The sequence below is a fragment of the Actinomyces procaprae genome, from assembly GCF_004798665.1.
GTDB lineage: Bacteria > Actinomycetota > Actinomycetes > Actinomycetales > Actinomycetaceae > Actinomyces > Actinomyces procaprae.
In genome coordinates this window covers 2826944-2850399 of the sequence record NZ_CP039292.1, presented here as the reverse complement: position 1 = coordinate 2850399, position 23456 = coordinate 2826944, and the positions used below count along the sequence as shown (strand labels likewise).

General features: G+C 67.9%; 22 protein-coding genes. 13 read left to right on the top strand and 9 right to left on the bottom strand.

Annotated elements, in window-relative coordinates; genetic code table 11:
• Positions 1 to 6 precede the first annotated feature (6 nt).
• Positions 7 to 2373: a glycoside hydrolase family 3 N-terminal domain-containing protein gene (locus tag E4J16_RS11685; protein ID WP_204519824.1), complete on the top strand. Its 2367-nt coding sequence runs from the start codon at positions 7 to 9 to the stop codon at positions 2371 to 2373.
• Positions 2374 to 2426: 53 nt separating this feature from the next.
• Positions 2427 to 3722 (top strand): ABC transporter substrate-binding protein, encoded by a 1296-nt coding sequence (locus E4J16_RS11680; RefSeq protein ID WP_136314070.1) that lies wholly within the window; start codon positions 2427 to 2429, stop codon positions 3720 to 3722.
• A gap of 57 nt (positions 3723 to 3779) precedes the next feature.
• Here the strand turns inward: E4J16_RS11680 and E4J16_RS11675 are convergent, their stop codons facing one another.
• Positions 3780 to 4790, bottom strand: a complete 1011-nt coding sequence (locus E4J16_RS11675; RefSeq protein WP_086614132.1) for a LacI family DNA-binding transcriptional regulator — start codon at positions 4788 to 4790, stop codon at positions 3780 to 3782.
• A gap of 165 nt (positions 4791 to 4955) precedes the next feature.
• Between E4J16_RS11675 and E4J16_RS11670 the strand changes: the two genes are divergently transcribed.
• The 7 genes from E4J16_RS11670 (at position 4956) to E4J16_RS11640 (ending at position 11791) form a co-directional block, all read left to right on the top strand.
• The gene (locus E4J16_RS11670; RefSeq protein WP_168709495.1) at positions 4956 to 6299 is read left to right on the top strand and encodes an ABC transporter substrate-binding protein; all 1344 of its coding nucleotides are present in this window, start codon (positions 4956 to 4958) and stop codon (positions 6297 to 6299) included.
• 67 nt (positions 6300 to 6366) lie between these two features.
• Positions 6367 to 7299 carry a carbohydrate ABC transporter permease gene (locus E4J16_RS11665; protein WP_204519823.1) on the top strand — a complete coding sequence of 311 codons (933 nt, stop codon included), beginning with the start codon at positions 6367 to 6369 and terminating at the stop codon, positions 7297 to 7299.
• A gap of 1 nt (position 7300) precedes the next feature.
• Positions 7301 to 8089, top strand: a complete 789-nt coding sequence (locus E4J16_RS11660) for a carbohydrate ABC transporter permease (RefSeq protein WP_086614130.1) — start codon at positions 7301 to 7303, stop codon at positions 8087 to 8089.
• Positions 8090 to 8154: 65 nt separating this feature from the next.
• A complete protein-coding gene (locus E4J16_RS11655) occupies positions 8155 to 9237 on the top strand; it encodes a Gfo/Idh/MocA family protein (protein WP_136192524.1) in 1083 nt (360 codons plus the stop codon).
• Complete coding sequence (locus E4J16_RS11650; protein WP_136192523.1) at positions 9237 to 9608, top strand: tautomerase family protein; 372 nt, start codon at positions 9237 to 9239, stop codon at positions 9606 to 9608. Before E4J16_RS11655 ends, E4J16_RS11650 begins: the two co-directional genes overlap by 1 nt.
• Positions 9609 to 9709: 101 nt before the next feature.
• Entirely contained in the window at positions 9710 to 10450 is a 741-nt protein-coding gene (locus E4J16_RS11645; protein WP_136314068.1) for an SDR family NAD(P)-dependent oxidoreductase, read from the top strand.
• A 54-nt stretch (positions 10451 to 10504) separates the two neighbouring features.
• Complete coding sequence (locus E4J16_RS11640; protein WP_204519822.1) at positions 10505 to 11791, top strand: endo-1,4-beta-xylanase; 1287 nt, start codon at positions 10505 to 10507, stop codon at positions 11789 to 11791.
• Between the two features lie 65 nt (positions 11792 to 11856).
• Here the strand turns inward: E4J16_RS11640 and E4J16_RS11635 are convergent, their stop codons facing one another.
• Both E4J16_RS11635 and E4J16_RS11630 read right to left on the bottom strand, forming a co-directional pair.
• Complete coding sequence (locus E4J16_RS11635) at positions 11857 to 12525, bottom strand: potassium channel family protein (RefSeq protein ID WP_136192521.1); 669 nt, start codon at positions 12523 to 12525, stop codon at positions 11857 to 11859.
• Between the two features lie 232 nt (positions 12526 to 12757).
• Positions 12758 to 13942, bottom strand: a complete 1185-nt coding sequence (locus E4J16_RS11630; RefSeq protein WP_136314067.1) for an alpha/beta fold hydrolase — start codon at positions 13940 to 13942, stop codon at positions 12758 to 12760.
• Positions 13943 to 14085: 143 nt separating this feature from the next.
• On the opposite strand from E4J16_RS11630, the gene E4J16_RS11625 reads away from it, so the two are divergent.
• Positions 14086 to 14754 (top strand): TetR/AcrR family transcriptional regulator, encoded by a 669-nt coding sequence (locus E4J16_RS11625; protein ID WP_136314066.1) that lies wholly within the window; start codon positions 14086 to 14088, stop codon positions 14752 to 14754.
• A gap of 14 nt (positions 14755 to 14768) precedes the next feature.
• Here E4J16_RS11625 and E4J16_RS11620 read toward each other — a convergent pair whose 3' ends face one another.
• Positions 14769 to 16115, bottom strand: a complete 1347-nt coding sequence (locus E4J16_RS11620; protein WP_240038468.1) for a TrkH family potassium uptake protein — start codon at positions 16113 to 16115, stop codon at positions 14769 to 14771.
• 420 nt (positions 16116 to 16535) lie between these two features.
• On the opposite strand from E4J16_RS11620, the gene E4J16_RS11615 reads away from it, so the two are divergent.
• The 3 genes from E4J16_RS11615 to E4J16_RS11605 all read left to right on the top strand — a co-directional run bounded on the left by E4J16_RS11615 (position 16536) and on the right by E4J16_RS11605 (position 18159).
• The gene (locus tag E4J16_RS11615; protein WP_136192517.1) at positions 16536 to 16778 is read left to right on the top strand and encodes a helix-turn-helix domain-containing protein; all 243 of its coding nucleotides are present in this window, start codon (positions 16536 to 16538) and stop codon (positions 16776 to 16778) included.
• A gap of 194 nt (positions 16779 to 16972) precedes the next feature.
• Positions 16973 to 17071, top strand: coding sequence for a 30S ribosomal protein bS22 (locus tag E4J16_RS11610; RefSeq protein ID WP_003792170.1), 99 nt, complete (start codon positions 16973 to 16975; stop codon positions 17069 to 17071).
• 68 nt (positions 17072 to 17139) lie between these two features.
• Positions 17140 to 18159 (top strand): LacI family DNA-binding transcriptional regulator, encoded by a 1020-nt coding sequence (locus E4J16_RS11605; RefSeq protein ID WP_136192516.1) that lies wholly within the window; start codon positions 17140 to 17142, stop codon positions 18157 to 18159.
• Between the two features lie 65 nt (positions 18160 to 18224).
• Here E4J16_RS11605 and E4J16_RS11600 read toward each other — a convergent pair whose 3' ends face one another.
• From E4J16_RS11600 to E4J16_RS11580, 5 genes are read right to left on the bottom strand one after another with little or no spacing between them, the layout of a single operon-like run.
• Positions 18225 to 18875: a YesL family protein gene (locus E4J16_RS11600; protein ID WP_168708083.1), complete on the bottom strand. Its 651-nt coding sequence runs from the start codon at positions 18873 to 18875 to the stop codon at positions 18225 to 18227.
• An 11-nt stretch (positions 18876 to 18886) separates the two neighbouring features.
• Positions 18887 to 20176 carry an arabinan endo-1,5-alpha-L-arabinosidase gene (locus tag E4J16_RS11595; RefSeq protein WP_168709494.1) on the bottom strand — a complete coding sequence of 430 codons (1290 nt, stop codon included), beginning with the start codon at positions 20174 to 20176 and terminating at the stop codon, positions 18887 to 18889.
• Positions 20177 to 20181: 5 nt separating this feature from the next.
• Positions 20182 to 21060, bottom strand: a complete 879-nt coding sequence (locus E4J16_RS11590; RefSeq protein ID WP_136314063.1) for a carbohydrate ABC transporter permease — start codon at positions 21058 to 21060, stop codon at positions 20182 to 20184.
• Positions 21061 to 21067: 7 nt separating this feature from the next.
• Positions 21068 to 22009, bottom strand: coding sequence for a carbohydrate ABC transporter permease (locus tag E4J16_RS11585; RefSeq protein WP_108966189.1), 942 nt, complete (start codon positions 22007 to 22009; stop codon positions 21068 to 21070).
• Positions 22010 to 22068: 59 nt separating this feature from the next.
• The gene (locus tag E4J16_RS11580; protein ID WP_204519820.1) at positions 22069 to 23430 is read right to left on the bottom strand and encodes an ABC transporter substrate-binding protein; all 1362 of its coding nucleotides are present in this window, start codon (positions 23428 to 23430) and stop codon (positions 22069 to 22071) included.
• Between the last annotated feature and the right edge of the window lie 26 nt (positions 23431 to 23456).

The following is a 23456-nucleotide window of genomic DNA, read 5'->3' as shown; positions in this document are numbered from 1 at the left end:
CCAACCGTGAACACCTGGAACGACACCTCCCTGCCTGCCGACCAGCGGGCCGCAGCCCTCCTCGCCGCCATGAGCCGCCGGGAGAAGATCCACCAGCTCGCCTCCTTCTGGGAGCGCGACGAGGAACAGGCCGTGCCCGCACCGGAGCCGGCCGGCGACGGCGAGCACGACGGCGACGCGGACGCATCCGAGACCGGTCACCCGGTCGCCCCCATGGAGGACGCGTTCAAGGCCGGGCGCCAGGGCTGGGAGGAGAGCGTCGACGACGGACTGGGACACCTCACCCGCATATACGGCACCGACCCCGTCAGCGTCGCCGAGGGAGCGGCCAAGCTGGCGCGCCTGCAGCGTGACGTCATCGCCCGCAACGCCTTCGGCATCCCGGCGATCGTCCACGAGGAGTGCCTGACCGGGTTCACGGCGCTGGGGGCGACCGTCTACCCGGCCGCCATCGCCTGGGGCGCCACCTGGCGACCCGCGCTCGTGGAGCAGATGGCCGGGCGCATCGGTGCCGACCTGCACGCCGTCGGCGTCCACCAGGGCCTGGCCCCGCTGCTCGACGTCGTGCGCGACTACCGGTGGGGGCGCGTGGAGGAGACCTGCGGGGAGGACCCCTACCTGGTGGGCACGCTCGGCACCGCCTACGTGCGCGGCCTGCAGGCCCAGGGAGTACACGCCACCCTCAAGCACTTCGTCGCCTACCCGGCCTCAAAGGCCGGCCGCAATCACGCCCCGGTGCCCATGGGCGTGCGCGAGCTGGAGGACGTCATGCTGCCGCCGTTTGAGATGGCGGTACGCGAGGGCGGCGTCGCCGCCGTCATGAACTCCTACTCCGACATCGACGGCGAACCGGTGGCCGCCTCCCACCACCTGCTCACGCAGGTGCTGCGCGAGCGCTGGGGCTTTTCCGGCACGGTGGTCTCCGACTACTGGTCGGTGCGCTTCCTCCAGGCCATGCACCACGTCGCCGGGGACTACGCCCACGCCGCCGCGCTGGCGGTACGCGCCGGGCTGGACGTGGAGCTGCCGGAGACCACCTGCTACTCCCACCTCGAGGCGGCGCTGGACGCCGGCCTGCTCACCGAGGCCGAGCTCGACACCGCCGTCGTCCGGGTCCTGACCCAGAAGGCCCAGCTGGGCCTGCTCGACGCCGGCTGGGAGCCGACCACCGGCGTCGATACGGGCCGCGACCTGGACTCTCCCGGCAACCGGGCGGTGGCCCGCGCCCTGGCGGAGGAGTCGGTGGTCCTGCTGAAGAACGACGGCGTGCTGCCGCTCGCCCCCGAGGCGAGCGTGGCCGTGTCCGGCCCGGTGTGGGAGGACGTGCGCTCCTTCCTGGGCTGCTACTCCTTCCCCAACCACGTGCTCAGCCGCGACGGCGGCCGCACCACCGGGCTGGAGATCCGCGACCTGCCCGAGGCGCTGCGTGCCGCCCGCCCCGGTGGGGCCACCTTCCACCGGGGCGTCGGCTTCATCGACGGGCGCGCCGAGGACTTCGAGGCCGCCGTCGCGGCCGCCGCGGCCGCCGAGGTGGCCGTAGTGACCCTCGGGGACATCGCCGGGCTCTTCGGCGGCGGCACCTCGGGGGAGGGCTGCGACGTCGTCGACCTGGGCCTGCCCGGACGCCAGGGGGAGCTGCTGGAGGCCGTGCTGGCGACCGGCACGCCCACCGTGCTGGTGCTGGTCACCGGCCGCCCCTATGCGCTGGGGGAGTACGCCGACCGCTGCGCCGCCATCGTGCAGGCCTTCATGCCGGGCGTGGAGGGCGCCGACGCCATCGCCGGCGTGCTCACCGGAGCGGTCAACCCCTCCGGGCGGCTGCCCGTCGCCATTCCGAATGGCCGCGGCGGCCAGCCGGGCACCTATCTGGCGGCGCCGCTCGCCTGGCACGCCGATGGCATCTCCAACCTGGACCCCACGCCGCTGTACCCCTTCGGCTACGGGCTCGGCTACTCGACTTTCACCCTCACCGACCCGGCCGTGGCCGCCCCCCGGATGGACGCGGGCGGCCAGGTCGAGTACGCGGTCACGGTCACCAACACCTCCGACCGCGCCGGCGCCGAGGTGGTCCAGCTGTACCTGTCCGACCCGGTGGCCGAGGTGGTGCGCCCGCTGAAGGCCCTCATCGGCTTCGCCAAGGTGGACCTGGAGGCGGGGGAGTCCAAGCGGGTCACCTTCACCGTGCACGCCGACCGCACCTCCTTCACCGGCGTAGACCACCGGCGCATCGTCGAGCCCGGGCAGATCCTGCTCGCCGCCGGCACCAGCAGCGAGGACCGGCTGGCGCCGCTCGCCGTCGAAATCACCGGCGCTCGTCGCGAGGTCGGCGAGGGCCGCGTACTCACCACGCCGGTGGACGTGACGCCCGCCTGAGGGCGCCTGCCACGGCTTCCACCAGTCACAAACGATCTACGGAGGTTTCAAGGATGAAGCTATCTGCGGGGCGCGGACGCCGCCTCGGAGCCGCCGCCGTGCTGGCCGCCTCGCTGGCGCTGACTGCATGCGGTGCGAACTCGGCCGACGGTGGGGAGGAGGTCACGCTGACCTTCTGGAACAACTCCACCACGCCTGCCTGGGCGGCGTACTGGGAGGAGGTCACGGCCGACTTCGAGGCCGCCCACGAGGGCGTGACCATTGACGTGGTGGCGATCTCCAACGAGGACATCGACGGCAAGCTGCAGACGGCGCTGGCCGGCGGGCAGGCCCCGGACCTGTTCGTCCAGCGCGGCGGCGGCAAGATGGCCGACATGGTCGAGGCGGGCCAGCTGCTCGACATCACGGATTTGGTGGACCCGGAGGTGCGCGAATCGGTGGCCGAGGGCACCTTCGCGCCCTACACCATCGACGGTTCCTTGTATGCGATGCCCACCTCCTTCCAGCCCGAGGGGATCTACTACTCGCAGGAGCTGTTCGACGCTGCGGGCATCACCGAGACGCCGACGACGATCGCGGAGCTGTCCGACGCGGTGGCCAAGCTGAAGGAGTCCGGCACTGCTCCAATCGCCTTGGGCGGCAAGGACGCTTGGCCCGCCGCCCACTGGTACTACCAGTTCGTGCTGCGCGAGTGCAGTCAGGAGAGGTTGGAGACGTCGCTGTCGGAGCTGGAGTTCTCCGACCAGTGCTGGGTCGACGCCGGGGAGGATCTGGCCGACTTCGCCGCCACCGAGCCCTTCAACAGCGGCTTCCTGACCACCTCCGCCCAGCAGGGCGCCGGTTCATCCGCGGGCCTGGTGGCAAACCACCAGGCCGCCATGGAGCTCATGGGCACCTGGGACGTGGGTGTCATCGCCTCGTTGACCCCGGATGAGCAGCCGCTTCCCGATCTGGGCTGGTTCCCCTTCCCCGCCGTTGAGGGTGGCGAGGGCGATCCGACCGCCATCATGGGTGGCGTTGACGGCTACTCCTGCTCGGCTACGGCCCCGGCCGAGCTGTGCGCCGAGTTCCTCAACTTCATCATGACCAAGGACAACCAGGAGGCCTACGCCGAGGCCTTCGACATGCTGCCCGCCAACCGGGACGCCCAGGGGGTAATCGCGGCGGGCCCCCTGGCCGACGCCATGCAGGCGGGCAACGACGCCGCCTACTCGCAGGTGTGGCTGGACACCTCCCTGGGGCAGAACATCGGCAACGCGCTCAACGTCGCGGTGGTCGACATGCTGGCGGGCAAGGGCGACGCCCAGGGCATCGTCGACGCCATGACCGCGGCCGCCGCCAAGGAGTGACGAGGCCGGGCGCGGGCGAGTGCGCGGCGGCTCCCGTCCGGTCTGATGCCGCTCCGCTCAGTGGCGGGGCGCGGGCCCTGTCGATGAACGCACGACCAGGGTCGTGGCGAGTTCGATGTTCTGCGCCGGCGCGTGCGGATCCTCGGAGAGATCGATGACCATGCGCGTGGCCTCCTGCGCCATCTCGATCAGGGGCTGGTGGACGGTGGTCATGGGGGGCGAGACCCACTGGCACAGGTCCACGTCGTCGAAGCCGATGACGGAGATGTCTTCGGGGATGGCCAAGCCGGCGTCCTTGATCGCCCGGTAGCTGCCGTAGGCCTGCTCGTCGGAGCCGTTGAGGATTGCCGTCGGCGGGTTGTCCAGGGCGAGGAGCCGCGGCGTGAGCCGGTAGCCGCCCTCGAACAGGGAGTTGCCGGTGACGACGAGCTCGGGGTCGTAGGGGATTTGGTGGCGGCTGAGGACGGAGCGGTAGGCGTCAAGACGGTCCTGGTGAGAGACGAGGTCCATCGGGCCGGTGATGTAGGCGATCCGGCGGTGACCGAGGGAGACCAGGTGCTCTGTGGCGTCCCGTGAGCCCGCCCAGTCCGTGGCCGCGACGGTGGGGATGTCACGGTGCTGGTGTCCTGACGGGTTGAGAAGGACCACCGGCATCTTCAGCTGGCGCATCTTGCGCTCGGTCACCTCGAGCAGTTCCGAGACGACGACGACCACTCCTGCGGAGCCGCGGGTGACCAGATGATCCACCCAGTGGGCTCCCCCGACGGGAGATCCGTGGGTCGCGGTGACCACGAGGTCCTTTCCTCTGCGGGCGGCCTCGGCCTGGGCGCCGGTGAGCAGCGCGGATGCCCACTGCGTGTCGAGCCCGGAGATCACGAAGTCGACCAGATGGCTCGGAGCCGGGCGGGTGGTGTGGCGGGGCTTGTAGCCGAGCGCCGACGCGAGCGCCTCGACCTCGCGGCGCGTCGTCTCTGAAACGCCGGGGCGGCCGTTGAGCACTTTCGAGACCGTCGGGACCGAGACCCCGGCCTGCCGGGCGATGGAGGCGATTGTGACCCGCTGGCTCATCGTCGGGGCTCCTCTCTTGACAGGACCAGCCGATGGAACTAGATTAGCGAGCCACGAAAGATAAAAGAAACTTTCGTGGCACTCGAAGGTGTGTGCAACCCTTCTTGGGGACAATGAGCTTGCTAGGAGGAAGGTGCAATGATGCACTACTCGCGAAACTTTCCCATGACTCGTCGATCCTTCGGCGGTCTAGCCGCATCTATCGCCATCGCTGCCGGCATCGGCGCGTGCGGCGGCGGGCAGGAGCAGCAGGGCTCGGCCACGACCGGTGACATCACCTGGTGGGGCTGGACGCCGGACGCCGCCAACGCGGCTAAGATCATCGAGGCCTTCAACCAGGAGTTCCCCGATATTCACGTCGAGTTCGTCTCCAAGCCGATCGACTCCTACGACTCCGTGCTCAGCCCCGCAATCACCTCCAAGGACGGACCGGACGTCTTCAACGTCGCTCCTGGCTCTGCCAACGGCGGAGTCCAGACCTTCGAAGCCGGCGCCATCGACCTTACGGAGGCGGTCACCGCGGCGCTGGGCGACGACTGGAGGAGCAGGCTCGCCTCGATCGGGGTCGACGGACTCACGGTCGGCGACAAGCTGGTCGGCCTGTCCGCCGGCGCCGTGTACTCCGGCGGCCTGTGGGTCAACCAGGACCTCTTTGACGAGCACGGTGTCAAGCATCCGACCACTTTGGCCGAGTGGAAGTCGGCCTGCGAGGCCTTCCGAGCGGCGGGCGTCGGCGGCTTCGTTCAGGGCGCCGGCCAGCACGCCTTCGACATGGACACCTTCGAGGCGATCATGGAGAACATCAGGCCGGGCTCATATGTGGCGGCTGCGAAGGGGGAGATCCCGTTCAGCGACCCGGTCTTCACCCAGGGCCTCGAGATTTGGCAGAGCCTCTTCGATGAGGGGATCATGCAGGAGGGTGCGATCGGGCTCCAGCAGTACCCTGACGCCAACAACATGTTCATGTCCGGCAAGTACGCCATGATCATGATGGGGTCCTGGTACACGCAGTACGCGGTCAAGGACGCGATGGTGGCGGCCATGGAGGCCGCCGGGGTGTCCAACCCGGAGCCGTTCACGATCCTTCCGATCGACTTCCCGGACGTTGCGGGCACGGGCAATATCGGCGGCTACTTCGGTGACGCGGATTACGGTGTCGCCGTCAGCGGCATGTCTCAGCAGCAGGCCGCGGCCACGACATTCGCCACCTGGTTGGCCGCCTCAAGTGCCGGTCAGCAGGCGATCGCCGACACTCTCAATGACATCCCCGCGCTTGAGGGAGTCACCCCCGACTGGGACGCCATCGACCTGGTCGACCCCGAGGTGCAGAGGGAGCCCCTGCAGACGTACACGGAGCAGGCCGGCGGCAGCAGTGTCACGCGTTTCGCCGACGTCAGCGCGGATCTCAACAGCGCCTACCGGGACGGTCTGATCGGCCTCATCGCGGGGACGGTCACGATCGAGGAAGTGCTGTCCGCGCTACAGGCGGTTGTGGACTCGGAGAGGTGAGCGCAATGCCTGAGTTGCTTCCACAGCGGTCTCTCCACGATGCGGCAGCGACGAGTGGAGAACCGCTATGACGGTCGTACGCCCCGCCCGGGCAAAGCGTGCTTCCGGGACCGAGGCCGCGGCGCGGCGTGGCATCGACATGCAGTCATGGGGCCTGCCCTGGATCCTGCCCGCGGCCGTCCTGGTCATCGGGCTCGTCTACTTCGCGATCGGGTACACGGGCTTCGTCTCCACGCTTGACTGGAACGGTTTCATCCTCTCCGCACCCGACTTCATAGGTGCGGGGAACTATGCCGAGCTCGTCGGCGACAACGTCTTCTGGGGAGCCCTGTGGCACACCCTGTACTTCTTCATCATCACGTTCACCGTGCAGACGGCCGTGGGGTTCATTCTGGCGGCGCTGCTGCATTCCAGGGTCCGCCTGGGTGCGGTGTACAAGGTGATCATCTTCGTGCCGACCGTCTTGGCCCCCGCGACCATGGCCCCGGTCTTCCGTCAGATCTTCGACGCCGATGGACAGCTCAACTGGCTCCTGCAGCACGTCGGGCTCGGCTGGCTGAGCCAGCCCTGGCTCGCCTCCCCGTCCACCGCGATGGGGGTGGTCATGGTGGTCACCGTCTGGCAGTGGACCGGCATGACCTTCATCCTCTACTACGCGGCGATGAGTCAGATCGACTCCGAGATACTCGAGGCCGCAAGGATCGACGGTGCCGGAGGCGTGCGAACCATGCGCTCGATCATCTGGCCGATGTGCAGGGGAACCACCGGCGCGCTGGCCATTCTCGGCCTCATCGGCGCCCTGAAGACCTTTGACGTGCCCTACCTCGTGACCAAGGGTGGACCGAACCACGGCACCGAGTTCCTCGGCACTTACATCTACCACACCATGGTGCAGGAGAAGCACTTCGGATATGCGGCTGCCGTCGCGGTGATCCTGCTTGTCCTCGCCATTGTCGGCGGAGTCGCCTCCAGCGTCCGCAGCAGAAAGGGGGCGAACTGACATGTTCGACTCTCGTAGCCGACGCTCCAGGGTTCTGATCCAGGCTCTAGCCACGGTCTTGACCGTCCCCTTCCTGCTCCCGCTGATGGCGATGGTGCAGGGATCGTTCGCGGGCCGCGGCATCGGCAACTACCAGAAGGTCTTCGCAACCGGCGTCGTGCCGACTTACTTCAGGAACAGCGCCATCATCGCCGTCAGCGTGGTCGTGATCGTCTACGTGGTCACGATGCTCGCCGCCTTCGGTTTCTCCAAGCTCAGGTTCCGCGGCAAGGAGATCTGGTTCTGGGCGCTGCTGGCGGCGCTGACGATGCCCGAGGCCGTCCTGCTCACGCCGCTGTTCGTCATGGCCTCACGATTCGACCTCTACAACGAGTATGCGGCGGTCATTCTGCCTCTTGCGGCGCTGCAGACGCCCTTCACGGTGCTGCTCGCCCGCAATTACGTGGGCGGTATCCCCAACGAGCTCATGGAGGCGGGCAAAGTCGACGGAGCGAGCATCCTGCAGGTCTTCCGCCACGTCATCCTTCCACTGACACGGCCCATTGCCGCGACGATCGTCGTACTGACCTTCATCAACTCCTGGAACTCATATCTTCTGCCGATGCTCATGCTCAATGATCCGGGCAAGCAGGTAGTCACGCTCCTGCCCTCGTTCTTCACGAGCCAGTACACCAACGACCAGACCGGAGTGCTCGCGGCCGCGGTAATCACGGCCGTGCCGGCCGTGATCGCCTACCTGTCCGCCCAGAAGTACTTCGAGCGGGGCATGGCGGCCGGCGCACTCAAGTAGCGGTCTCCTCATTGTCACAACCACCCAGGGCGCTGCTTCGCCCACTGACACGAAAGCCGAGCAGTATGACAACATCATCGCCTCCCATCCGCTTCGCCATCATCGGGGCCGGGTGGAGATCGGAGTTCTTCCTCCGTATTGCCGCCACAGTCCCCGAAGTCTTGAACTGCACCGGGGTACTGGCTCGCTCTGAGCCCTCCCGCTCCCGTATTCGCGACGGCTGGGACGTGCCGGTTGTCCCCGCCGTGGAAGATCTGCTCGCCACCGATCCGGAGTTCGTGATCGCTTGCGTGTCCTGGTCCTCGATGCCCGGGGTCGTCCGCGACCTCGTCGCTCGCGGCGTCAAGGTCCTCGCCGAGACCCCTCCGGCACCGGACCTGGAGGGGCTACGGGCGCTATGGCACGACGTCGGGTCCACGGGCCTCGTCCAGGTCGCAGAGCAGTACCTGCGCATGCCCGGCCACGCGAGCCGCAAGGCCGTCGTGGACCGGGGTGTGATCGGGGCCCCGACCTTCGTGGAGGTCGCCTCAACCCATATGTATCACTCGATGTCCCTTATCAGGAGCTTCCTCGGTGCCGGCATGGACGAGGCGGTGGTCAACGCGCACCGGTTCACGGCGCCGCTGGTCGATCCGCTGTCCTTCTCCGGGTGGGAGGCTAATCCGCAGCCCAAGGACATGGCCACCACTATCGCCACACTCGACTTCGGCGACGGACGCTGCGGCCTGTACCTGTTCACCGACAACCAGTGGTGGAACCCCCTGCTGTCGCGGAGGATCCTGGTGCGGGGCGAGAAGGGGGAGATTGTCGACGACAATGTCGTGCGCCTGACAGATGAGGGCGTTGTCTCGTCTCCTCTGAGCTACAGGCGGCTTGGAGTCGACATGAACCTCGAAGGCAACGAGCTCGCCGCCGTTGCCTTCGACGGGCAGATCGTCTACCGCAATCCCTGGCTGGGAAGCCGCTTCTCGGAGGACGACATCGCCGTCGCCTCCTTCCTCCTCGAGGTCGGCGCGTGGGCGCGTGGTGAGGCCCCGGAGCCCTACCCGCTTGCCGAGGCCTGCCAGGACCACTACCTCGCCCTGGCCATTGAGGAGTCCATCCAGAGGGGACGCAATGTTCGCGCAGTCAAGGAGGTGTGGGCCTGATGCCACTGGTCACTATCGAGCTCTCCGACGCACTGTCCCAGGAGACTCGCCGGAAGTACGCCGACGCCATTCATGAGGGCCTCGTCGAGGGCCTCGGAATGGACCGGGAGGACCGTTTCCAAGTGATCCACGCCTTGCCGAAGGAGCAGATCATCGCCCATCCCACCTATCTCGGTGGTCGGCGTGAGGACGTTGTCATCGTGCGCGTGCTCATGGTGCGGATGTACGGAGTCGAGCAGAAGCGCGCCATGTATCAGGCGGTCGCACGGCACCTGGAGGCCGCGGGCGCTCGGCCGGACGACGTCTTCATCGCGGTGACCGAGAACCAGCTTGAGGACTGGTACCCGGGCGCGCGCGGGGAGCGTGGTTGACGCCCGGTTGCCGGGGCGGGACATCCGGCTGCTGTCCCCCCTTCCGAATCCATGCTCGTCCGCACCCCCGGCGAGCCCGACATCTCACAGAAGGACAAACGATGGAACGTAGATTCGAAAATCAGCTCGCGCTCGTCACCGGCGCCACCGCCGGCATCGGTTACGGCGTGGCGCGCCGCCTCATCGCGGAGGGCGCGGACGTCGTCGTAACCGGACGCCGCAGCGACATGCTCGCTCGGGCGCGCCGGGAACTCGGCGAGAACTGCCTGACCGTGCAGGGCGATGCCTCGAGCATGGAGGACCTCGACCGCCTCATGGGGCGTATCGCGGCGCTCGGGCGCCCGCTCGACGTCATCGTCGCCAATGCGGGCGGCGGCGGTGACCGGCCGCTGGCCGAGATGGACGAGGACACCTACGACCGGGTCATGGACCTGAACGTCAAGAGCGCCTACTTCACCGTCCGCAAGGCCCTGCCCCTCCTGCGGGACGGCGCGCGGATCGTCCTGCTGTCCTCCATCTCCGGCTCCAACGGCGACCCCGGACACTCGGTGTACAACGCCTCCAAGGCCGCCGTGCGCTCGCTCGCGCGCACCTTCACCGCCGAGCTGCGTGAGCGACGCATCCGGGTCAACGCGGCCAGCCCGGGCCCAACCATGTCCGAGGGCTTCGCCGACTTCGTCGGCGGGCAGGAGGCCATCGACCGGATCACGAGCATGGTGCCCGTGGGCCACATCGCCTCGATCGACGAGACCGCCGCCGCGATCGTCTTCCTCGCCGCCGAGGACTCCGCCTACGTGGCCGGCGCGGAGCTGGTCATCGACGGCGGCATGAGCCAGATCTAGGACCCCACTGCGAATCGCACTATTTCCGCAAACGAACTACAACAGGAGCAAGCCTTGAACCACGTAAGCACCGTAACCGTCCCACAAGCCATGCGCCACCGCCTGTCCGAGAGCGTCATCACCGTGACCGGCCCCGACGGGGCGCCGCTGGCGGAGACCGACGTCGTCGTCGAGCAGACCCGGCACGAGCTGGGAATCGGCAACATCGGCTTCGACTTCGTCGCCGTCGCCAACGGGGAGAACTCCAATGCGGACAGCCTGTTCGGCGGGGCCCGGCCGGAACTGGCGCAGGCGCTGACGGACCGCTTCTTCGACCTGTTCAACGTGGCCACCCTGCCCTTCTACTGGCGCTCATTCGAGCCGGAGGAGGGACACCCGCGCACCGAGCGCCTGGCCAACACTGCCCGCTGGATCCGCGCCCATGGGGCCGACGTCAAGGGGCACCCGCTGGCCTGGCACACCATGGCGCCGAAGTGGCTGCTGGGGCGCGACCCGGAGGAGGTCGAGCGCATCCTGCGCGCCCGCATCACCCGCGACGCGGGTGGTTTCCGCGGCCTGGTGGACACCTGGGACGCCATCAACGAGGTGGTGATCATGCCCGTTTTCACCGCCGAGGACAACGCCATCACCCCGCTCGCCCGGCGGCTCGGCCGCGTGGGCATCGTGCGACTCGCCTTCGAGACCGCCCGCGCCGCCAACCCCGACGCCTTCCTGCTGCTCAACGACTTCAACATGAGCGAGAAGTACGCCCAGCTGATCGAGGAGTGCCTGGAGGCTGGGGTGAAGATCGACGCCATCGGCCTGCAGTCGCACATGCACCAGGGCTACTGGGGCGAGGAGCGCACCCATGAGGTGCTCGAGCGCTTCAGCCGCTTCGGCCTGCCGCTGCACTTCACCGAGACCACGCTGGTCTCCGGTCACCTCATGCCGCCCGAGATCGTGGACCTGAACGACTACCAGATCCCGCAGTGGCCCAGCACCCCGGAGGGCGAGGAGCGCCAGGCCGACGAGATCCGCCGCCACTACACCACGCTCGCCTCCCACCCCGCCGTCGAGGCGATCACCTACTGGGGCTTCACCGACGACGGCGCCTGGCTGGGCGCCCCGGTCGGCTTCGCCCGCGCCGACGGCACCCTGAAACCCAGCTACGCGGCCCTGCACGACCTGGTCAAGGGCCAGTGGTGGACGCCGCCGACGACTGTACGCACCGACGCCGACGGAAAACTGCGCCTGGCGGGCTTCCGCGGCACCTACCGGGTCACCGCCGCCGACCGCAGCGGCGAGATGGTTCTCGACTCGGCGCCCGATGTGCCACAGGTGGCCGTCACGCTGCGGGGATGAGACGCCGTCGTCGCGCGGATCGGAAGGCGGAGGCCGATCCGCACGACGACGGGTAAGCAAGCGACTCAGCCGCGGTTGGCGAAGCGCTCCAGCAGCATGGCGTCCCCGCCGACCACGAGCACGTCGTCGGGGGAGACCAGAGTGGCGGGGGTGGCGTACTCGAAGGCCTCACCCGGGCTCATCAGGCCGAAGACGGTCACCCCGTAGCGGGAGCGGATCTTGGACTCGCCGATGGTGAAGCCGTGCAGCTCGGCGGGCGGGCGCATCTTGACAATGGTGAAGCCGCCCTTCTCCATCTCGATGTAGTCCAGCATGCGGCCGGACACCAGGTGGGCGGCGCGCTGCCCCGCATCGAACTCGGGATAGACCACGTGGTGGGCGCCGATACGCCGCAGGATCCGGCCGTGCGCCCGGGAGACGGCCTTCGCCCAGATCTGCGGGGTCTCCAGGTCCACCAGGTTGCCGGTGATCAGCACGCTCGCCTCCAGGGAGGTGGCCACGCCCACCACCGCGGTGCCGAACTCGGTGGCCCCCAGCTGCTCCAGGGCCTCCATATCAGTGGCGTCCGCCTCCACCAGCGGGATGCGCCCGGCCCACTGGCGCACGAGGACGGGATCGCGTTCGACGGCGAGGACCTCCCGGCCCAGGCGGTCCAAGGTGGCGGCCATGGCGGAGCCGAAGCGGCCGAGCCCGATCACCAGGGTCGAGTCGTTGTAGGCGGAGCGGTCAGGCATGAGTCCTCGTAGCGGTGCGGGTCCGGACAGATTAGTCGTGGGTCCGGACGGATACTGCGCCCAACGGTAGTCCCCTCCCACCGAGGTCGGTTGAAGTTACATGCCGAGGTCGGTTGTTGTTACGTGCTGAGTTCGGTTGAAATGGCACGGCTTCCACGCTTCGTGCATATCGGGGGCGCGGGCTCCGGCGAAACGGCGCCCGCCCCATCGCACCCTCAGTCCGCAAGATCCCCTACGCGATCCGTCGGTCCCGGCGCAGCAACGGCTCCTCCCAGGCCAGGATGGTGCGCACCACCAGCCCCAGGTCTCCAACCTGGCAATGGGTGGCGCAGCCCTCGACGTCGGTGAATACGCGCGTGGTGACCGACCGGGCGCCCGTGAGTGCGCGCGCCTGCCGGCTCAGCTGGGACAGGGGTACGTAGTGGTCGCGCCGGCCTGCGAGCAGAAGTACGTCCCCGCGCACCTGTGCGGAGGCCTCACGGGTTCGTAGCCGCCCGGCGAAGCGCAGGAACTGCGCCGGGGACTTCGTGCCGGTGACTCGCATCCCCTGTTCCAGGCCCCACTGGACGACGGGCCGCCTGCTTGCCAGCGCGAGCAGCCCGTCCACCAGAACACCTGGCAGCCCGGAGAGCGTCCGTCCCACGTGCGGCGGTACGGGGGCCACCTGCCGCATGAGGACGTCGAGGAAGTCGTCCATCACATCCCAAGCCACCACCCGCTCGGCCCGTCGTTCAAAGGCTGCTGCCCGGATCACGAGCTCGCCGCCCAGGGAGATGCCGATCAGAGTCACATCGCTTAAGTCGAAGTGATCCAGAACCGCCGACACCGGCCGCTCCCACTCCGCCACGAGGGGCAGCCCCTGTTCCTCCAGCACGCCGCCCTGACCGGGCCCGTCGAAGGCGATCACGCGGTGCCCCCGCCGGGCCACGGCGTCCAGCAGTGGGAACCACTCCTCGATATAGGAGTCGAAGCCGCCGAACACCACCCAAGTGCTGTGGGGCTCCTCGCCCGGGCCGAGTCCCCGGGCCGGCAGGTCGTATGCGGCCAGAACGGCGCCGTCGCAGGGGACGCCGACGGGATAAAGACCGAAGCGGTGGCGCATGAAGTCCACAAAGCGCTCCCGGATGGGGGACCGACGCGGGTCGTCGCCGCTCATGAAGAACTGGGCGGCGCGCTCATAGACGACGGCGTCGAAGTCCCTGCCCGCGGTCCGGGCGCCGCGCGCCAGGTGCAGGTACGCCCCGACCCAGCCGGCATTGGTGCGGGGCAGCGGCGTCAGCGCGCTGATCTCGTCGATCGCGTGGGGGCCGATCAACTCCGCCCAGCGCAGCGCCTGGAAGGCGTGGTCGGTCGCGGCCGGGAGTGCCCGCGCGCCCAGGGGCGGGGCGTCAAGGTCGAATGCGTGGGAAGTGCTCAACAGCCCTCCTAATGAAACCGCACGTTGTTGTTTGACGTGGGATGCTAATGACTGTCGGAGTCCAAGTCAAAACGATCGTTGTTGTATGTGGCGGGGTTGAGCGTGGGGGCGGGACGCGTATCGGCGCGCCATATCCTGTCCCCATGCCTCGCGTCACTCAGTCCTACCGGGATCGCCAGACCGCCCGAATCGTGGCGGCGGCGGAGGCCTGCTTCGCCCGCCGCGGCTTCGACGGCGCCTCCATGGACGAGATCATCGCCGAGGCCGGCATGTCCTCCGCCACCGTCTACCGCTACTTTCCGCAGGGCAAGGAGTCCCTGATCCGGGCGGTCCTCGGGCAGGCGACCGACCCCGTGGTGGAGTGGATGGCGGGGCTGTCTGCCGGTGAGGAGCTCCCGCCGTTCGAGTCCGCCTTCGTCGACGCCGTGGAACAGGCATGGAGGTACAAAGCCGCGGCCGGCACCGGCGCGGAGGGAGGCCCCCGCGCCGACGCCGGGGCGGAGGACGGCGGGCGCACGGTGGCCGACGCCGCCCTGCAGGCGGCCATCTGGGCGGAGCTGGTGCGCCAACCGGATCTGCGCGCCGCCAATGCCGAGAGCTACGCCCGGGTGCGTTCCGAGACCGCCCGCATCCTCGGGCGCTGGCAGGCCCGAGGCGACGTCGCCGGGCACCTCGATCCGGAGGCGGCGGCCGCCGTCGTGCACCATGCCGCCGTGGGCCTGCTGGTGCGGAGAATCGTCGTCGGCGAGTCCGGCTGGCACGACGACGTCGTCGCCACCGCGCGCGCACTGGCCGGCATGCTGGGCGGCTGAGCGGACTGCGCGCCTCAGCCGATGAGCGGACGCTCGGCGGGCATGCGGATCACCCGGCGGCGCTCGCGCAGTGCCAGCGCGGAGGCGGCGGTCATGGTGCCGACGCGGCCGATGAACATCAGGCCGATGATCACGTACTTGGCTCCCGGCGGCAGGATCGGGGTGATGCCCGTGGACAGGCCCACGGTGGCGAAGGCGCTGATCACCTCGAACAGGATGCGGTCCAGGGTCAGGTCGGTCAGCTCCAGCAGCAGCAGCGAGGACACGCCGACGATGCTCGCCCCGATGAAGGCCACGGCCACGCTCAGCCGCACGGTGGACAGGGTGATGCGCCGCCCGAAGGCCTCGATGTCCTGATCGCCGCGGGCCTCGGCGAGGATCGCCAGCACCAGCACCGCGAAGGTGGAAACCTTGATGCCCCCCGCCGTTGACGCCGAGCCGCCGCCGATGAACATCAGCGCGTCCTGCAGCAGCCAGGTCGACTCGTGCATGTGCTCGGGGGCGATCGTTGACAGTCCTGAGGAGCGGGCGTTGACGCTGTTGACCAGCGCGGTCAGGAGCTTCCCGCTGGTGGACAGCGTTCCGTAGGTGTTGGGGTTGTTCCACTCGAAGGCGCCGATGGCCACGGCGGAGAAGGCGCTCAGCGCGGTGTACGTGGTCAGTGTCAGCTTGCTGTGCAGCGTCAGCTGACGGGGGCGGTGCCGGTTGCGCACCACATCGCGGATCACCGGGAAGCCGATGGCGCCCAGGAAGGTGCCCAGCACGATCGGCAGCCCCACCCACCAGTCGCTGGCGTAGGGCGTCAGTCCCTCCGGCATGACCACGAAGCCGGCGTTGTTGAAGATCGACAACGCCATGAAGAACGCGTACCAGGCGGCGTGCCCGAAGTCGAGTCCCAGGGTGAGGAAGCGGGGCAGGAGCACCAGCATCAGGACCGCCTCCACGCCGAACGCCGTGTATGCGACCGCGCGCAGCAGGGAGATGACGTCGCCCAGCCCCGCCATGTTCTCCGAGGCGGCGAGCATGCGCTGAGTCAGGCCCAGGTGCCGGGACACGGCGAAGGACAGCAGTGACGCCATGGTCATGATCCCCAGGCCGCCGATCGCCGCGCCGAGGACGATGACCAGCTGTCCGAAGGGGGACCAGTAGGTGGCGGTGTCCACGGTTGTCAGCCCGGTGACGCATACCGCTGATGTCGCGGTGAACAGGGCGTCCACGAAGGGGGCGCGCTGGCCGCTCGCGGTGGCGATCGGCAGGCTGAGCAGGGCGGCGATGCCGGCGACGATGATGGCGAAGACGGTGACCGCCAGGCGTGCGGGGGAGAAGCGGGCCACCCGGTCGAAGCGGCTGCGCACCCCCATGCGGGCCAGGAGACCGCGTAGGCCGGTGGCGTCCTCCTGCGCCGTCAGTTGGCGCGCGATCTCGACGGGTCCCTCGGGGTCAAGCGGGTCGGTGGGCTCCGTCGTCCCCATCATGGCGGCGCCGGAGGACGACGGCGCGGGGTGTGCGTTGAACTCGGGGCTCACGGATGAGGACACGGAGCCATTGTGGGCCATGAGGCGGCGCGACGGGTACCGTCGTGGCAGGTGCGGTGCCCGGCGGCATCCGGTTGAGACGTGTCGGATGTGTGAGATGCGGCGCGCGTGACAAATGTGGGAGGAAAGAGCCTGTGCGACAGTTGGGACACAGGTTATATTGGGTCCGTTCCGCAATCGCGCGGGGTCGTGTACGGTCCGACCCCTTTCGCGTCCAATCCGACCGGAAGACAGGACATCACCGCCATGGCATCGGGCACCTCGACCCCACCAAGCGCCGCGGGCGCGCCCAGTTTCCTCACCGTGGCTGAGGTCGCCGCCATGCTGCGCGTATCCAAGATGACGGTCTACCGCATGGTTCACTCCGGGGATCTGCCCGCCATGCAGGTGGGGCGCTCCTTCCGGGTTCCCGAACGTGCGGTCCAGCAGTACCTGGCTGCGGGCCTGGGTGACTGGGGACACGAGAACTCGGCGTCGACCGGATCCTGAGACCCGCTACAATCCCCTCGTCACCCGTGTGGCCGGGCAAGACCCGTCAGCACGGCGGTTGACCGCCAGCTACTGGCGGTCAACCCCGCGAGTGCTGATCTGTCCCTCGCCCGGCCACCACGCTCGTTCAACCACGCGCCGGCGCTGCCGGCCGCGCGAGCAGGCCGGCACGAACAACACCACGAGGAGCCTCAATGGGATCTGTCATTAAGAAGCGCCGCAAGCGCATGGCCAAGAAGAAGCACCGCAAGCTGCTGCGCAAGACGCGGCACCAGCGTCGCAACAAGAAGTGAAGTGACCTGTGCCCGGGGCCTGTTCCCCGGGCACACACGTACCCAGCCGTACCGCATAGGAGCACCACATGGCCGTGACCATGCATGACGTCGCCCGTTTGGCTGGGGTCTCGGTCAAGACCGTCTCAAACGTCGTCAACGACTACCCGCACGTGCGTGAGTCCACACGCACCAAAGTCCTCGATGCCATCGACAAGCTCGGCTACAAGGTCAACCAGTCGGCGCGCAACCTGCGCCGCGGTTCCACCGGGCTCGTCTGCCTGGCAGTCCCCGAGCTGAAACTCGCCTACTTCGCGGAACTCGCCGACGCGGTAATCGCCGCCGCCGAGAAGTACGACCGCACGGTACTGATTGAGCAGACGAACTCCGATAGGGAGCGTGAGCTGCGGGTACTGCACGACTCTCGCCGCCATCTGTTTGACGGACTGCTGTTCAGCCCGCTCGAGCTGGGGCAGGATGACATCGCCCAGTTCCACGTCGACTACCCGCTGGTGCTGCTGGGGGAGCGTGTTTTTGGTGCGCCCGCAGACCACGTGACCATGGCGAACACGGAGGCGGCGTACCAGGCCACCACACACCTGCTGGGCCTGGGGCGCAGGCGGGTCGCGCTGATCGGTGCGCATGCGGGCGAGGTCGTCGGCTCGGCCGGACTGCGCGAGGCCGGCTACCGGCAGGCGCATGCGCAGGCCGGACTCGTGGTGGATGAACGGTTGGTGCGCGAGGCGGGCCTGTGGCATCGGGCCAGCGGGGCGGAGGCCACGCGGAGGCTGATCTCAGACGGTGTCCAGTTTGATGCGATTTTCGCGCTCAATGACGCCATGGCCATTGGTGTGCTGCACGAGCTCACGGTCGCGGGCATTCGGGTTCCGGAAGATGTGTCGGTGATCGGCTTCGACAGCGTCGAGGACGGCCAGTACACCCAGCCTTCGCTGAGCACTATCGATCCCGGTCCGGGCTGGATCGCTCAGCGCGCCGTCGCCCTGTTGGTTGAGCGGATCGAAGAGCAGCAGGCCGGTCGCCCGCCCGTTCCCTACCGCAACGAGGTGGCTCCCTTCCGGCTCGTTCAGCGACAGTCGACGGCGTTATAGCTCAGACGCGCCCTTGCGGCCCGCGCGCACCGCATGCTCAGCGCTGCGGCGGGATTCGGCCGCGGCTACGCGGACGGATCGACAAGCACCCCGGTGTGCAGCAGCCGCTCGCGGGTAAGCAGCGTCATCGCCGTCAGCGGGAGGCTTACGCCGACCAGGACCTCCAACAGCGGCCAGCACCAGGCCACCGCCCCGGCGGCCGCAGCCGTGACCACCAGGCCAATGGTTGTAAGCGGTGAGGCTACGGCGACCCCCGCCGCCCGCCGTAGCGTCTCCCGCGCCCCGAGGTCGTCCGTGGCGCCGAGCAGTGGGATGGCGTAGCACGCCACTACGACGCACATGATGCAGATGACGATGACGGGAATTAACAGTGCCACCAGCGCTCCGCGGGCGTGAGACAGGATGCCCAGGTCGACGCCGCCCAGCAGTGTCACGGTGACCAGCGGCGCCCCGACGCCCGCTGCAGGGCGGAAGGACTCCCGGTAGATTCGCCAGAAGTCGCGCCACAGATGCATGGAGGGATCGCGGCGGCTGCGCCGTGCAAGCTCGTGCACGGCGCAGCCGGCGGGAAGCGCGCCGCACACCACCAGTCCGGCGAGAAGACCGAGCCACCACAGGATGTTCAGCGCCACGAGCTGGGTGGCCACGCGCAGCCAGCCCATGACGGTGCCGCCCCAACCCGGCAGGTCGATGTCGGCGTCGTCGACTGGCTGCATACGGCGTTGTCTCATTCCGCCCGGACTCCCAGCACGACCTCGTCCCCCGACAGCCCCGCGAAGGCGGTGGAGGCCCGGGTACGCCAGACGACGGCGTCGACGGCGGTGCCATCGACCTCCAGCGTAGCCCGGACGCCGCCCTGTTCCGCGGGTGTCGGGAGTAGGGCCCCCAGGCGCACCGCGCCCACGGACGGCCTTGCGGGGAGCGTGGATTCGGCGTCCATCCGCCACACCTGCCAAGGGCCGTCGAGATCGGTGCCCTCCAGCGGCAGCAGGGGGAGCGCGTCGTATTCGACGGGGCTCACCACCGGCCAGCCGGCGGATGTCAGCGCCATGCGGCGCAGCTGCGCCCGGTGGCGCTCGGGATCGGCGCCCGTGCGGACGTGATGGACCAGGAGCATGCCGTCCGGGGTAACCAGGTGATTGGAATGCCCAGGAGCCAGCTCCGTCTCACCCGCGGTTGTCACCAGAGAGCCGAGGATCTTGGTGCCGCCGTCCACCACGTCGCCCTCCCGGGAGCCGAGGCGGCGACCGGCGGCATCGAGGAACGGGCCCTCGGGGTGCTCGGAACGCGCGACCCTGATGTTGTAGGTGTCGAACAGCGAGTCGAATGAACACACCAGCAGGTAGCGCCCGGTCTCCGCGTCGTACCACATGTGCGATCCCTCAATGGGGCCGTTGTGCGCAGTGGTGCGCCGACCGACCGATACGCCCAGGTCGCCCGGCCGGCGAGGCAGACCCCGCTCATCCAGGGCGAGCAGCCGCAATCCCCCGAAGAAGGAACCGTAGAGCATCAGGTCCGTTCCCTCTGCGGTGCGCACGACGGCGGCATCGATGGCGTTGACAGGATCCTCTGCGCGCGTGCGCACCACCGGGCCCAGATCCGTCCAGGGGCCTTCCAGGCTCCCGGACACCGCCAGGTTTATGCACGAGCGCCGTGAGCCGAAGGTGGAGGCGGAGTAGTACATGCGGTACTCGCCGTCGCGCTCGACGACGTCGGGTGCCCAGATGCCCTGCGCCCCCGACCACCGCTCGGCCGAGGCCGGCACGCCGTCGAAGGCATGACCCACCCACTGCCAGTGCATCAGGTCGTCGGAGCGGCGGACCTGCACGCCGACCCCGGGCGATCCCGCGACTTCGGTGTCCGTGGAGAACATGTAGTAACGGCCGTCGCGAGCGCGGATGACCGCGGGGTCGTGAGCGCCCCAGGGGCCGGGGTCGGCTCCGGGACCGGGCGTGTTGGCGCTCTCTGGCGCCGCGTTCGGCGAGGCGACCGGGCGGGGTCGTGGGTTACTGCCCATGGGCCTCATGCCTTCGTTCCGGTCAGTGCGACGGACTCAATGATCTGCCGCTGGAAGACCAGGAAGATCACGAAGATCGGCAGCAGCGCGACGATGGAGGCCGCCATGATCAACGGGTAGTCGGACTGGATGGCGTAGTTGGAGTTGAAATTGGCGATCACCAGCTGCAGCGTCAGCTTCTCGGGGCTGTTGAGGTAGATCGTCGGCGCGAGGTAGTCGTTCCACACGCCCATGAACCACAAGATGAATTGGGCGGCTATGGCGGGACGGATCAGCGGCAGGATCATGCGGAAGAAGATCTGCGGGAAGGAGGCCCCGTCAACCCGGGCCGCCTCAATCAGCGAGTCCGGGGTGGAGGTCAGGTACTGGCGCAGGAAGAAGATCATCATGATGTTGCCGAACATGCCGGGCACGATCAGCGGCAGCAGGGTGTCCACCCAACCGATACGAGAGAACATCATGAACTGCGGGATCATGAGTGTCGGGAAGGGAATCATCATTCCGGACAGCAGCAGCAGGAACAATCCGTTCTTCCCGGGCAGCCGCATCTTGGCGAAAGCGAATGCGGCCAGTGCTGAGACGAAGGAGCCGACGATCGTCACCGACAGGGAGACGACAAGGCTGTTCTTGATGCCGCTGGCCAGTGGTCCCTCGGTCCAAATGCGCAGGTAGGTGTCCCAGTGCGCCGGGCTGGGGATCCACTCCGGCGGGAGCGCGAAGACGCCCTCCTTGTCCTTCAGCGAGGTGGTGAACATCCACAGCAGCGGAGCGACCATGATGACCGCTCCGATCGCCAGCAGGATGGTGATCCAGATATTGGTGATGGTGTAGCGGGTCTTGGCCTTCAGGGGGGTCCGGCTACGGGTCTGCTTGAGGATCTGCATGGTCGCCTCACTCGACGCTGAACGCGTTGCGCGCGTTCATGCGCATCTGGATCGCCGTGATGATGAAGATGAGCACCCCTAGCACGAGCGCCATCGAGGTCGCGTAGCCCATCTGCAGGTTCTTGAAGGCCTTCTGCCAGATATACCAGACGATGGTTGCGGCGGAGTACTCGGGGCCGCCAGTGGGGGTCATGATGTTGATTTCGGTGAACATCTGGGAGCCGTTGATGATGTTGGTGACGATCAAGAAGAAGGTCACGGGACGCACCATCGGCAGCGTGATCGAGATGAACTTGCGTAGCGACCCGGCGCCGTCGAGTTCGGCCGCCTCGTACAGCGACTTCGGTACCGACTGGATGGCGGCCAGGTACAGCAGCATGGAGTAGCCCAGGCCCTTCCAGACGGACATGATGATGATCGCCGGTTTAACCGTTGCGGTGTCTTGGAGCCAGTTGGGGCCCTGGATTCCGAAGATGTGCAGCACCTGGTTGACCAGGCCATAGTCACCGTTGTAGGCCCACTGCCACAGAATGGCGATGGCCGCGAGCGAGGAGATCACCGGAATGTAGTAGACCGTGCGGAAGAAGGTCCGCCCCGGCAGTCTCCGGCTCAGAGCCATGGCCAGCAGCAGCGACAGGACCAGGCCGATCGGGATGCCCAACATGTAGAAGAACGTGTTGAACAGCGTCTTGCGGAAGTAGGGGTCGGAGGCGATGGCGATGAAGTTGTTCAGCCCGATGAAGCGAGGGGCGGACAGGCCGTTCCATGAAGTGAACGAGGCATAGATGGAATAGCCCAGTGGAAAGAGAGTGAACAGCAGGAAGCCGATCACGGGGGCGGCGACGAAGACCGCCGCCCAGCGGTGCTCACTGCGGTGCAGTGTGGACTTGCGCTGCGGCGCTACGGCCGCCGCGACCGGCCGTGGGGGCGCGGTTTTGGTAAGGGACATGGTGCAAACTCCGGGTTGGCGCTGAGGCAGGCGTCTCCACCTGCCTCAGCGAATGGGAATCAGGCGCCGGCCTGAGCCTGCTTGGCGGCCTCGACGGCGGCGTCGAGCTTTGCCTGCATGACGGGCTGCACCTCCGCGCAGTACTCGCTGGCGGTCTTGTCCCCGTCCAGCACCGGCTGGATGTTGGTGAAGAACTCGTCATACCACTCGGGGCTCCAGGTGACCGCACCGGGAAGGGCGTGGCCGTCGGTCTCGACGATCTGGAGGAACTCCTCCTTGTTGGCCGGCGCCGTCTCGGTGTCGGTGGCGTACTCGTCCTTGGCGTAGTCGATCAGGTTGGGAATCTGGATGCCCGCCTCAACCAGTTGCTTCTGGCAGTCGCGGTCGGCCGAAAGGTAGGCGACCAGCTTGGCGGCGAGTTCGGGGTACTTCGTGCCCGAGGAGACGGCGATGCCCAGCGAGCCGATGTAGGTGGACGGCTTGCCGGTCTTGCCGGCGGGGAACGGAATCAGGTCCCACTCGAAGTCCAACTCCTGGTAGGTGGACACGTCCCAGGGGCCGACGGGGAAGAAGCCGATCTGGCCGCGCATCCAGCGCTGGTAGGTGTCCATGGTCTGGGCCTGGGCAATGGAGGGGGTGATGCCGTACACGTTCTGCATGTCCGCGAAGAACTGCAGTGCCTCGGCGAACTCCGGGGTGTCGACGGTGACGGTGGTGTGCTCCTCGTTGCACCAGTCGGCGCCGTTGGACCACACGAAGGCCTGCAGGCACCAGTTGACGTTCAGGCCCGTGCCCCACTGGTCGAGCTCGCCGTCGCCGTCGGTGTCCTGGGTGAGCTGCTGGCACACGTCGACGAACTCGTCCCAGGTGTAGGGCACGTCCTTGTCGGGCAGCTCGAGCCCGGCCGCCTCGAACATGGTCTTGTTGTAGCCGAAGGCGAACGGGCCGACGTCCTTGGGCAGGCCGTAGATCTGGCCCTTGCCGACCTGGGTGCCGTCGTAGCGGTAGGAGTCCACGCCGTAGGCCCAGATGTTGTCCAGGTCGACGTCGCCGAGCATGTCGGTGATGTCCATGACGATGCCGTTGGAGGCGAAGGACATGACCGAGCCCTGCTCCAGGTAGAAGACGTCGGGGACCTGGTTGCCGGTGATGGCGGCCTGCAGCTTGGTGGAGTACTGGTCGGCGTCGGTGGTGATGACCTTGACGGTGCAGTTGTTGGCCTTGGAGAAGTTGTCGATGGCCGTCTGGTAGGCGGCCTTCTCGTCCGTGCCTCCGCGGAACATGTAGGTCAGCTCCGGGGTGCCGGAGGCGGAGGAATCAGAGGAGGAGCAGCTCGCCAGGGCGGAGGCTCCAGCCAGAGCACCCGCTGCCAGGGCGAGTGAGTTGAAGGAGCGACGGCTGAGCATCTGGTGCTTCATCATTGAAGGACTCCGTTCGGAAGAAGTGG

Bases quoted from the DNA above. Each gene is read 5' to 3' on its own strand.
- E4J16_RS11680 (WP_136314070.1), top strand. From the start codon at position 2,427: ATGAAGCTATCTGCGGGGCGCGGACGCCGCCTCGGAGCCGCCGCCGTG.
- E4J16_RS11675 (WP_086614132.1), bottom strand. From the start codon at position 4,790: ATGAGCCAGCGGGTCACAATCGCCTCCATCGCCCGGCAGGCCGGGGTC.
- E4J16_RS11670 (WP_168709495.1), top strand. From the start codon at position 4,956: ATGACTCGTCGATCCTTCGGCGGTCTAGCCGCATCTATCGCCATCGCT.
- E4J16_RS11665 (WP_204519823.1), top strand. From the start codon at position 6,367: ATGACGGTCGTACGCCCCGCCCGGGCAAAGCGTGCTTCCGGGACCGAG.
- E4J16_RS11660 (WP_086614130.1), top strand. From the start codon at position 7,301: ATGTTCGACTCTCGTAGCCGACGCTCCAGGGTTCTGATCCAGGCTCTA.
- E4J16_RS11655 (WP_136192524.1), top strand. From the start codon at position 8,155: ATGACAACATCATCGCCTCCCATCCGCTTCGCCATCATCGGGGCCGGG.
- E4J16_RS11650 (WP_136192523.1), top strand. From the start codon at position 9,237: ATGCCACTGGTCACTATCGAGCTCTCCGACGCACTGTCCCAGGAGACT.
- E4J16_RS11645 (WP_136314068.1), top strand. From the start codon at position 9,710: ATGGAACGTAGATTCGAAAATCAGCTCGCGCTCGTCACCGGCGCCACC.
- E4J16_RS11635 (WP_136192521.1), bottom strand. From the start codon at position 12,525: ATGCCTGACCGCTCCGCCTACAACGACTCGACCCTGGTGATCGGGCTC.
- E4J16_RS11625 (WP_136314066.1), top strand. From the start codon at position 14,086: ATGCCTCGCGTCACTCAGTCCTACCGGGATCGCCAGACCGCCCGAATC.
- E4J16_RS11620 (WP_240038468.1), bottom strand. From the start codon at position 16,115: ATGGGGGTGCGCAGCCGCTTCGACCGGGTGGCCCGCTTCTCCCCCGCA.
- E4J16_RS11615 (WP_136192517.1), top strand. From the start codon at position 16,536: ATGGCATCGGGCACCTCGACCCCACCAAGCGCCGCGGGCGCGCCCAGT.
- E4J16_RS11610 (WP_003792170.1), top strand. From the start codon at position 16,973: ATGGGATCTGTCATTAAGAAGCGCCGCAAGCGCATGGCCAAGAAGAAG.
- E4J16_RS11605 (WP_136192516.1), top strand. From the start codon at position 17,140: ATGGCCGTGACCATGCATGACGTCGCCCGTTTGGCTGGGGTCTCGGTC.
- E4J16_RS11600 (WP_168708083.1), bottom strand. From the start codon at position 18,875: ATGCAGCCAGTCGACGACGCCGACATCGACCTGCCGGGTTGGGGCGGC.
- E4J16_RS11595 (WP_168709494.1), bottom strand. From the start codon at position 20,176: ATGGGCAGTAACCCACGACCCCGCCCGGTCGCCTCGCCGAACGCGGCG.
- E4J16_RS11590 (WP_136314063.1), bottom strand. From the start codon at position 21,060: ATGCAGATCCTCAAGCAGACCCGTAGCCGGACCCCCCTGAAGGCCAAG.
- E4J16_RS11585 (WP_108966189.1), bottom strand. From the start codon at position 22,009: ATGTCCCTTACCAAAACCGCGCCCCCACGGCCGGTCGCGGCGGCCGTA.
- E4J16_RS11580 (WP_204519820.1), bottom strand. From the start codon at position 23,430: ATGATGAAGCACCAGATGCTCAGCCGTCGCTCCTTCAACTCACTCGCC.